Source organism: Chitinophaga sp. (genome assembly GCF_039596135.1).
Taxonomy (GTDB): domain Bacteria; phylum Bacteroidota; class Bacteroidia; order Chitinophagales; family Chitinophagaceae; genus Chitinophaga.
Genome location: NZ_JBCNKH010000127.1, coordinates 1 through 8,562, shown reverse-complemented (window position 1 = coordinate 8,562; position 8,562 = coordinate 1). Strand labels below are relative to the sequence as shown.

Here is an 8,562-nt window from a genome sequence, read left to right as displayed (position 1 = left end):
GCCTGTGCCTTTTTCATAAGCACTCACAGATCACAACAGGCCCTGGTCAGCGATACAAAGGGTGCATCATTGCCTGGAGGGGTACGGCTGGAACTGGCCGAAGGTGAAGTGATTGACCTTTCCAGCGCCAAAGCAGCTGACGCAGGAAAGGTGCACCTGGCGAATGATCCTGCTGCCAGAACCCTCAGCTATACAGACAATGGTGCTAGGGCAAGCATGAACAAGTTATGGGTGCCTCCCGGCCTGGATTATACATTAAAGCTGTCTGATGGCTCAGAGATTATTATAAACTCTGCTACAGAGGTATATTTCCCATTCAGGTTTGGGGATTCCGCCCGGATCATTAGGATCAGCGGGGAGGCTTATTGCAAAATTGCCCGGGACGATTCCAGACCTTTCGTGGTAGAATTACCCGATGGCGCCGGCGTGCAGGTATTGGGGACCACGTTTAACGTAAATACTTATGAGCAGGGTAATAATAAAATATCGCTTGTAAGTGGGGCGATAGCGATTAAAAACACATCGGCAAAAGCTGTGCTGAAACCTGGACAGCAGGGCAGCTATGCAGCAGGGCAAGATAACATAGCAGTTCATCCCTTTAATCAGGATGAACTGGCATGGATAAACGGTCAGTATATAATGGACAATGCTCCAATCAGCGAACTGGCAGCCCTGATACCACGCTGGTTCAATACTCCAGTACAGCTTGATAATCCCGGGCTGGCCACGGGTCTGCATTTTACAGGTATTGTCTTTAAAAACAGACCGCTGAATGATCTTTTAGATATCCTGCGTTCTACTACCAATTGCGAGTATTACTATAAAGAAGGGGTATTGCATATCAAATTGCATATTTAAATTCAAGACAATAAAAGATGATTAAGATCAGAAAACGTTTTATTGCAGTAATTACAGGTCTCACATTACTGTTTGCATTATCTTCTTATACTTACGAGAGCAGTCCCAGGATCGTTAACATTGTGAACTTTATCCGCCTGCTGGAGCCGCGGGATGCTAACATCACAGAGGATGTATTGTACCAGACAGTTGTAAAACAACTTGATATGATGCGGAAATATCACCTGGGAGGAACTTTTTTGCTTCAATATGACGCCTTGATGAACCCCAGGTATCAAAAGCTGCTGGCCGGCTTACCAAAGGATTCTTTTGAAATCGGAGGATGGTGGGAAATACCACAGCCGCTGGTGGAGAAGGCCGGTTTAAAATGGAGAGGACGTTATCCCTGGGACTGGAGAGCGAACATTGGATTTTCAACGGGATATACGCCTGAGGAACGGGAAAAATTAATTGATGTGTACATGACGGATTTCAAAAAGATTTTCGGTAGTTATCCCAGATCGGTGGCTTCCTGGTTTATAGATGCGCACAGCCTGAACTATATGTATGAGAAATACCACATAGTTGCTTCAGCTAATTGCAAGGATCAATATGGAACAGACGGTTATACATTATGGGGCGGTTATTGGAACCAGGCATATTATCCCAGCAAGGTCAATTCATATATGCCGGCACAGCATTCACAGCAGCAGATACCCGTCCCTGTTTTCAGAATGCTGGGTAGCGATCCTATCAGGCAGTATGACGATGGCGTGGGCAGTAAACATCAGGGGGTGGTGACATTGGAGCCCGTATACCATTTTGGAGGCGGAGATGAGGCCTGGGTGAAGTGGTTCTTCAAATCATTTACGGAAGATAATGCATTAGGATTTAACTATGCCCAGGCAGGGCAGGAAAACTCATTTACCTGGGATGCAATGGCAAAAGGCTTCGAGATACAGATGCCACTGATAGCCCAGCTCAGGGATGAGGGGAAACTAAGGGTTGAAACACTGGAACAATCAGGACAGTGGTTCAGGAAGAAGTATAAAGTAACGCCTTCCACTTCGTTTGCAGTTACCAATGACATAGAAGGAAGCAACCTGAAGACCATCTGGTTCAACAGCCGTTTTTACCGTATCAATATGATATGGGAGAATGGTAGCCTTCGCATACGGGATATTCATTTATTCGATGAAAAATTCGCTGACGTTTATACCACACAAACGGCAACATCTAATGAGTGTACATTCTTCACCCTACCAATCGTTGATGGATATTTATGGAGCAATAAGGAAGAAATTGCGGGATTGAGGCTAAAAGCATTGATAGAAGGAAAGGAGGTTTCATTGAAGGGCGGCGACCCAAAATTTACACAGAAAGATATGAACACAGTACATGTATCCTGGCCGTTGACAGACATAAATGGATCACTGGAAATAGACCTGAGCGAAAAAACTATCCATATGAAAATGGTTAGCAACAAGACCTGTGACTGGTTCCTGGAATTAAGTACTGCGCCTGTTGCCAGACTGCCATTTGACAAGATAGGGCAAAAACAAATTGACTGCAGTTTTGATGGAGTGAATTACAGTTTACTGGCGCAGAAAGGATGGGTATCGAAACCGCAGAACGGGGCATTGTTCAGATTGAAACCAGAATCGAACGTAATTACACTGCAGCTTGCTGATATAAAAAAATAAGTTTTTTTTAACATATTAGAATGCCGTCCTGTTTCAGGCAGGGCGGCATTTGCAATTATTTCTATACCCTGTAGGATTAAGTGATCATGACCATTAATGGCAGTTTTCAACTTTAGCCTGTTGGACAAGACACAAGCTTAATTATTCTGATTTTGTTCTGTTAACTCGGTTGGAGTCAGTCCAAATAGTTTTTTAAACGCAAAGGAAAAGTGAGATAGATTTTCAAAACCCACTTCAAGATATACATCTGACGGACGTTGTTTTTTCTTTAAGATTAAATAGTGGGCTTGCTCCAAACGCTTTTGTTGCAACCACTTTTCAGGTGTTGTGTTAAATATCTTTGTAAAATCTCTTTTAAATGTAGAAAGGCTACGTCCGGTGAGTTTCGCAAACGATAGCAAAGGAATGTTATACCTATAGTTATGATTCATATACGTCTCCAGATCTATCTTATGTGGTTCCCGAAAATCAAACAAAAAGTTTTCAAAGATATCTCCTGTTTGAAGCAACAGCTCAATTGCTTCCTGCGTTTTAAGTTCTGCAATTTTTGCAGTCAATTTTTTTGGGTTATCAATATATGGCAACAATGAATCAAAAAAACCTTTTAAAAAAAGGTTTCCTGTAAGGTCGATCATAGCTTTACCTTTATACGTGCTTTGTTTTGGGATGTTATTTTCTACTGCATATTGGTGTAAAGCATTTTGGTTAAGAAACATGCAGATTAACGAAGGTGGTTCTCCATTTTGATCTGCTTTTTTCAGCTTTTTGAATAACTGATTTCTACGCATCAGACATATTGCGCCTTTTTTCATTACAAATGTCCCTTCGTTTGAAAAATAATACGATTCCCCTGATAGCATTATCCCTAAAGCATGGTCGGGAAAGTAATGTTCGCTACTTTGTGCTTTTTGATAACCACACGAATACAGGATATTATGTTGAAGAATGATATTATTGTCCATAGTTTATTATTTTATCTGGCTCATTATTAATCTATCCATCAGCTTATCGGATAAAATCTTTCTTAAAATCAATAAGGCCCTGGAGTTCATTTCCTTCCCCGTATACCTGGTTTTTGGATTTCCTGCTTCTATACCTTTTTTAACAAGTTTTGCTATAACTATTGGTTCTGCTATACCATTGGATAATTGGGTAAATACTTTATGCGTTTTAGTTGCTAGCTCTTTATAAGCTGTATGCCCCGATATTTTCATCAAACTATCTGTAGCGATAGTTCCCCATTCTGATTTAGTTGCCCCTGGTTCCACAACTATTACATCGATGCCAAATTCCCTGACTTCAATTCGCATACTATCGCTTAATGCTTCCAATGCAAACTTGCTTGCATGATACCAGCCACCTAATGGAAATGCAATTTTACCACCAACAGACGAAATATTTACAATCTTACCATATTTATTTTCCCGCATTTTCGGTAATACCAGTTGTGCCAGGCGCATCGCACCAAACACATTTACTTCCAGCTGATAGCGAGCGTCCTCAATTGATACATCCTCTATTGCGCCTTCCAGACCAAACCCTGCATTGTTTACTAAAATATCAATGCTCCCTGCTTCTTTCAAAATTTGGCTTATACCATCCTTAATACTTTCATCTTTTGTAACGTCCAATACGATAGGTCTGATGCCGTAAGCTTCAAGATCCTGCATTTTTTCCATCCTACGTGCAGCACCATAAACATGGTAGCCGTTTTGTGCTAATAAAATAGCTGTTGCTTTTCCAATTCCTGCCGAAGCTCCTGTAACTAAAACCGTTTTTTTCATTGCAATAAATTTTATGGAGCAAAGATAATGAGGGGCTTGTAGTGCGTGGTTTGTTGAAAAGTCCAGTTTTGTATGCTGAAAAGGTCACAAAAAAAGCCTTCAGATTTTTCATCTGAAGGCTTGCTATTTTCAAACGTTTTTTAAACATGATAAATCCCGGGATCCGCTGGTAAAAATTTTGTGGTCACAGATTTCTTCTGGCTTGACATTACTTTTTTTTAATAGTATGCTGCAGCTGTGTCGATCAGTCTGTAGCCAACATTTAAAGCATTTAGCACTTTATAACTATCTGTATGCTGTTTTTCCATAAATTTTTACAATCCCGGTAGCCGGCTACCGGGCTCGATGGAAATCGCCATCAGGTCGATCTCACAATCGTCTAAGCTTTCCGGTCTATCACCTTGTCCAGATTTTCCGGATACCGGCCGCCCTTGGCTTCGATGCTATCTGCGCCCTGGGTGATCGTGCTTAGCTCCGTGGGAGAAAGCTCCAGTGCCGTCGCGCTGATATTTTCTTTCACACGTTCCGATTTCGTGGTACCCGGGATCGGAACGATCCACGGTTGCTGTGCCAGGATCCAGGCGAGCGCCACCTGCGCGATGGAGGCTCCCTTCTCCTTCGCAACGCGATCGAGAACATCCACAAAGGCTTGATTAGCTTCCATGTTTTCTTTCTGAAAACGTGGGAAGTAACTCCGGCCATCCTCTTTCTCAAAGACCGTGTCGGCATTCATTTTGCCGGTCAGAAAGCCTCTGCCGAGTGGGCTGAAGGGCACAAAACCGATCCCGAGCTCCTCAAGCACGGGAAAGACCTTTTCTTCGGGTTCGCGCCACCAAAGGGAGTACTCGCTCTGTAGCACCGTCACAGGTTGCTCGGCGTGGGCTTTACGGATATTTACCACCCCAGCTTCTGATAACCCGAAGTGCTTCACCTTACCCAAGGCAATGAGATCTTTCACGGTGCCAGCCACATCCTCAATGGGAACGGTCGGATCCACACGGTGCTGGTAAAGGAGATCGATCGTATCGATGCGCAGGCGCCTGAGTGATGCGTCCACCACTTTGCGGATTGTTTCCGGGCGACTGTCGAGTTCAGCGTTCGATCCATTTTTGAATCCAAATTTGGTGGCGATCACCACCTTGCCCTTGAACGGCTCCAGCGCCTCCCCCAAGATGTCCTCGTTGGTGTAAGGGCCATAAACCTCTGCGGTATCAAAGAAGGTGATACCCTGTTCCACGGCGTCGCGCAACACGCGAATGGCTTCATTCCGGTCCGGCTGGTTAGCGTAACCATGGCTTAATCCCATGCAGCCGAAGCCAAGTTCGGACACTTCTAACCCTGAGGTTCCTAATTGTCTTGTTTTCATTTTGTATGTTTTCTGCTACAAAATTGAGGAGGATGGCTGAGCTGTTTTGTATACACATTACGGTTTTACCTACCAATATTACTAATTGGGAAGACCAGTATCAAAAGGGATTGCCGGAACCTGTAATTTTGTAGCGATAAAAGAATTAGGTATGGAAGAGATTGTAAAAATTGACAGTATCGCGCAATACAATACCATGCGGGGCGTAACTACCAAACATCCTCTGGTTGCGGTGATTGACGTCTCGAAAGCGCAACCGATGCCCGCCAGGTCATTCAACTTTGGTTTGTATGCGGTGGGGCTGAAAGAACTGAACAATGCCCAATTGCGTTATGGAAGAAAGCACTATGACTACCAGGAAGGAAGTCTGGTATTTGTAGCGCCCGGACAGGTGGTAGGTGTGGAACCTGGTGTTGAACCATTTGACCCGAAAGGCTGGGTATTGCTCTTTCATCCCGACCTGATAAACGGCACTCCGTTGGGCAAACACATTCAGGATTATTCTTTCTTTTCGTATGATGTAAATGAAGCGCTTCACCTGTCGGATAAAGAGAAGAGTATTGTGATTGATTGCTTCTCAAAAATTGAGTACGAACTCGATCAAAATATAGACAAGCATAGCAAAAGATTGATTGCATCCAACATCGAGTTGCTGCTTAATTATTGCATCCGTTTTTACGACCGCCAGTTCATTACGCGCGACAATGCAAACAAAGGGATCCTGGAGCGGTTTGAAGCCTTAATGAAAAGCTATTTTTTATCCGATAAACCGCAGCACGAAGGCTTGCCTTCCGTAGCTTATTGCGCCGAAGCCCTACATTTATCACCCAACTATTTTGGTGACCTGGTGAAGAAAGAGACTGGCAGATCTGCCCAGGAATACATTCAATCAAAAGTGATAGATGTGGCGAAAGAGAGAGTGTTTGACATGAATAAATCTGTGAGTGAAATTGCCTACGAATTGGGCTTTAAATACCCCCAGCATTTCACCCGTTTGTTCAAACAAAAAACAGGCGTTACGCCGAATGATTACCGGATGATGAATTAAATTTTCCATACCTTATTCTTTTATCGCTACAAAAGAATAGGTTCCGACCTTCCCAATCAGTAATATTGGTAGAAAACCCCGTAATCTGTATACAAAACAGCTCGCCCTTCCGTCTCAATTTTGTAGCAGAAAACATACAAAATGAAAACAAGACAATTAGGAACCTCAGGGTTAGAAGTGTCCGAACTTGGTTTCGGCTGCATGGGATTAAGCCATGGTTACGGTCCGGCAACAAATGAAAAAGATGCCATTGCACTTATTCAAAAAGCTTATGAATCGGGCATTACTTTTTTTGATACCGCAGAAGCATATGGACAAGGCGCCAATGAGCAGTTGGTAGGAAAAGGATTGCATCATGTACGTGATAAAGTAATCATCGCTACCAAGTTTGGTTTTAAAAACGGTAAGAATACAGATGGTTTGGATAGTCGCCCGGAACGCATCAGGCAGGTGGCGGAAAACTCGCTCCGGTATCTGCAAACTGATTACATCGACTTGTTTTATCTACACCGCGTGGATCCCAACGTACCTGTTGAAGACGTTGCCGGAACCGTAAAAGATTTAATCAAAGAAGGCAAAGTAAAACACTTCGGCATGAGTGAAGCCGGCGCGCAAAGTATACGCAGAGCGCATGCCGTACAACCCGTGGCTGCCCTGCAAAGCGAGTACTCCATGTTCTGGCGCGAACCTGAAAAAGAGATCATTCCATTGCTTGAAGAATTGGGTATTGGCTTCGTTCCGTTTAGCCCGTTGGGTAAAGGATTTTTAACGGGTAAGATAAATGCGGACACTGAATTTGACAAGACCGATGCCAGAAATATATTTCCTCGTTTTACCAAAGAGAACCGCGAAGCGAATCAAGCCATTGTTGACCTTGTAACAAAGATTGCAGGAGAACATAACGCAACGCCAGCGCAGATTGCATTGGCATGGCTGCTGGCGCAAAAGCCATGGATTTCACCGATTCCTGGAACTACCAAAATAAGTCGTTTAGAAGAAAATATAGGCGGTGCAAATATCGCCTTAAACGATGATAATTTAGCCAATATCAATAAGGCTTTGGATAGTATCAGCCTTCAGGGAGAGCGCTATCCCGCAAGCCTGGCAGACCTGCAAGGCAGGTAAGCAAGTTATACATTCCCCCGAACCTGTTACAGTCAAAATCATTTTTGACATGACCGCCAAATTCGATCTCAAACGCAAAAAAGCCTTCAGATTTTCCATCTGAAGGCTTGCTAAATCTTTCGATTTTTTAGCGGAGAAAGAGGGATTCGACCACCCGGACCTGTTACAGTCAAAATCATTTTGACATGACTGCCAAATTCGATCTCAAACACAAAAAAGCCTTCAGATTTTCCATCTGAAGGCTTGCTAAATCTTTCGATTTTTTAACAGAGAAAGAGGGATTTGCCCCCCCGGACCTGTTACAGTCAAAATCATTTTTGACATGACCGCCAAATTCGATCTCAAACACAAAAAAGCCTTCAGATTTTCCATCTGAAGGCTTGCTAAATCTTTCGATTTTTTAGCGGAGAAAGAGGAATTCGCCCCCCCGGACCTGTTACAGTCAAAATCATTTTTGACATGACCGCCAAATTCGATCTCAAACGCAAAAAAGCCTTCAGATTTTCCATCTGAAGGCCTGCTAAATCTTTCGATTTTTTAGCGGAGAAAGAGGGATTCGACCACCCGGACCTGTTACAGTCAAAATCATTTTTGACATGACCGCCAAATTCGATCTCAAACACAAAAAAGCCTTCAGATTTTCCATCTGAAGGCTTGCTAAATCTTTCGATTTTTTAGCGGAGAAAGAGGAATTCGCCC

7 protein-coding genes are annotated in these 8,562 nt (G+C 43.4%); 4 read left to right on the top strand and 3 right to left on the bottom strand.

Going from position 1 to position 8,562, the window contains the following annotated elements; all coding sequences use genetic code 11:
* The coding region (locus ABDW16_RS30975; RefSeq protein WP_343675320.1) for a FecR domain-containing protein at positions 1-858 on the top strand (858 nt) is incomplete at its 5' end.
* Positions 859-875: 17 nt separating this feature from the next.
* Positions 876-2,540, top strand: coding sequence for a hypothetical protein (locus tag ABDW16_RS30970; protein WP_343675319.1), 1,665 nt, complete (start codon positions 876-878; stop codon positions 2,538-2,540).
* Between the two features lie 137 nt (positions 2,541-2,677).
* On the opposite strand, the gene ABDW16_RS30965 is transcribed toward ABDW16_RS30970, so the two are convergent.
* The 3 genes from ABDW16_RS30965 to ABDW16_RS30955 form a co-directional block, all read right to left on the bottom strand.
* Positions 2,678-3,502, bottom strand: coding sequence for an AraC family transcriptional regulator (locus tag ABDW16_RS30965; RefSeq protein WP_343675318.1), 825 nt, complete (start codon positions 3,500-3,502; stop codon positions 2,678-2,680).
* Between the two features lie 6 nt (positions 3,503-3,508).
* Positions 3,509-4,324, bottom strand: coding sequence for an oxidoreductase (locus tag ABDW16_RS30960; protein WP_343675317.1), 816 nt, complete (start codon positions 4,322-4,324; stop codon positions 3,509-3,511).
* A 379-nt stretch (positions 4,325-4,703) separates the two neighbouring features.
* Positions 4,704-5,690: an aldo/keto reductase gene (locus tag ABDW16_RS30955; protein ID WP_343675315.1), complete on the bottom strand. Its 987-nt coding sequence runs from the start codon at positions 5,688-5,690 to the stop codon at positions 4,704-4,706.
* 151 nt (positions 5,691-5,841) lie between these two features.
* Between ABDW16_RS30955 and ABDW16_RS30950 the strand changes: the two genes are divergently transcribed.
* Positions 5,842-6,738: an AraC family transcriptional regulator gene (locus ABDW16_RS30950; protein ID WP_343675314.1), complete on the top strand. Its 897-nt coding sequence runs from the start codon at positions 5,842-5,844 to the stop codon at positions 6,736-6,738.
* Between the two features lie 141 nt (positions 6,739-6,879).
* Positions 6,880-7,863, top strand: a complete 984-nt coding sequence (locus ABDW16_RS30945; RefSeq protein WP_343675312.1) for an aldo/keto reductase — start codon at positions 6,880-6,882, stop codon at positions 7,861-7,863.
* Positions 7,864-8,562 lie beyond the last annotated feature (699 nt).

Bases quoted from the DNA above. Each gene is read 5' to 3' on its own strand.
- ABDW16_RS30970 (WP_343675319.1), top strand. From the start codon at position 876: ATGATTAAGATCAGAAAACGTTTTATTGCAGTAATTACAGGTCTCACA.
- ABDW16_RS30965 (WP_343675318.1), bottom strand. From the start codon at position 3,502: ATGGACAATAATATCATTCTTCAACATAATATCCTGTATTCGTGTGGT.
- ABDW16_RS30960 (WP_343675317.1), bottom strand. From the start codon at position 4,324: ATGAAAAAAACGGTTTTAGTTACAGGAGCTTCGGCAGGAATTGGAAAA.
- ABDW16_RS30955 (WP_343675315.1), bottom strand. From the start codon at position 5,690: ATGAAAACAAGACAATTAGGAACCTCAGGGTTAGAAGTGTCCGAACTT.
- ABDW16_RS30950 (WP_343675314.1), top strand. From the start codon at position 5,842: ATGGAAGAGATTGTAAAAATTGACAGTATCGCGCAATACAATACCATG.
- ABDW16_RS30945 (WP_343675312.1), top strand. From the start codon at position 6,880: ATGAAAACAAGACAATTAGGAACCTCAGGGTTAGAAGTGTCCGAACTT.